We start from the raw sequence: 1,235 nt of genomic DNA, 5'->3' as shown, positions 1-1,235 counted from the left end.
GGCGGAACGCGCAGGTCTGCGCGACCATCGACACGGGCAACGGCGTATTCCGGTACGCGGTGCCGCCTTGCGCGCCGACCCAGACCAGGCGGTCGACCGCGATGCACTCGCCGCGCGACGACCCGACGGGCGCCTCGATCAGTGCGACGTCGAGTTCGCCCTGCGCGAGCCCGCGGCGCAGTTCTGGCGATGCCGCGCACACGAGCGTGAGCGCGACCTGCGGATGCGCTTGCGCATAGCCTTTCAGGATCGGTGCGAGGCAGGAGGAGACGAGATCCTGCGGTGCACCGACGCGCACGGCGCCTTCGACCGCGCCGGCCGTCATGTCGGTCAACAGCGCATCGTGCACGGCGAGCAGCCGGCGCGCCTGCCCGAGCAGCCGCTCGCCGTCGGCCGTGAGCAGCAGGTTGCGGTGCTCGCGGACGAACAGCGGGCCGGACAGCGTTTCGAGCCGTGCGACCTGCTGGCTGATCGCGCCCTGCGTCAGGTGCAGCGCGCGGCTGGCGGCCGTCATGCTGCGATGCTCGGCGACCGTGACGAAGGCGCGCAGCAGCGCGATGTCGAGATTGCGTACCATGCGACGCATTATGATCGCTAATGGCAGGCATAAAAAGCTTTCGCTGTCGTAATGGGAGGATCGCGGGTAAAACGGGGCTTCGACGACGACAACCGGGAGCTTCCGTGCCGTTCCGCGACTACCTGCCGCTGATGCTGTTCGTGATCGTGTCCACCGTGACGCCGGGCGGCGCGACGACGCTCGCGACCGCGTCGGGCGCGCATTTCGGTTATCGGCGCTCGCTGCCGCTGATGGCCGGTATCGCGGCCGGCCTGGCGTCGATGGCCGCTGCTGCTGCTGCCGGGCTCGGCGGCGTGCTGCTTGCGCTGCCCGCGTTGCAACTCGCGATGAAGGCGGTCGGTTCGGTGTACCTCGTGTGGCTGGCCGTGCGCATCGGGCGCGGCGGCAAGCCACGGCTCGACGCCGCCGTGCATCGGCCGCAGGGGTTCGTCAGCGGCGTCTGGATGCTCTGGCACAACCCGAAAGGCTGGGCGATGACGCTCGGCGCGGCCGCGTCGTTCGCCGCGCTCGCATCCGGCCCGGCGCGGCTCGGCGTCTTGCTCGGGCTGGCGTTCGGCGTGGCCGCGATGGCGTCGCTGTCGCTGTGGTGTTTCGCCGGGCTGCTGTTCGCGCGCGTGCTGTGCACGGAGCGGCAGTGGCGCTGGCTCAATGCCGGGCA

At 70.7% G+C, this 1,235-nt stretch carries 2 protein-coding genes; one reads left to right on the top strand and one right to left on the bottom strand.

The window, feature by feature from the left end; translation table 11 throughout:
- The coding region (locus G3N99_RS40240; RefSeq protein ID WP_206125194.1) for a LysR family transcriptional regulator at positions 1-586 on the bottom strand (586 nt) is incomplete at its 3' end.
- 95 nt (positions 587-681) lie between these two features.
- On the opposite strand from G3N99_RS40240, the gene G3N99_RS40235 reads away from it, so the two are divergent.
- Positions 682-1,235, top strand: a 554-nt coding sequence (locus tag G3N99_RS40235; RefSeq protein WP_206125193.1) for a LysE family transporter, incomplete at its 3' end; no start/stop codon positions are given.

Origin of the sequence: Burkholderia sp. Ac-20392 (assembly GCF_017104585.1) — a bacterium.
Lineage (GTDB): Bacteria > Pseudomonadota > Gammaproteobacteria > Burkholderiales > Burkholderiaceae > Burkholderia > Burkholderia lata.
Note: the sequence above shows the minus strand (reverse complement) of the source record. Positions and strands in the feature narration are given on the sequence as shown.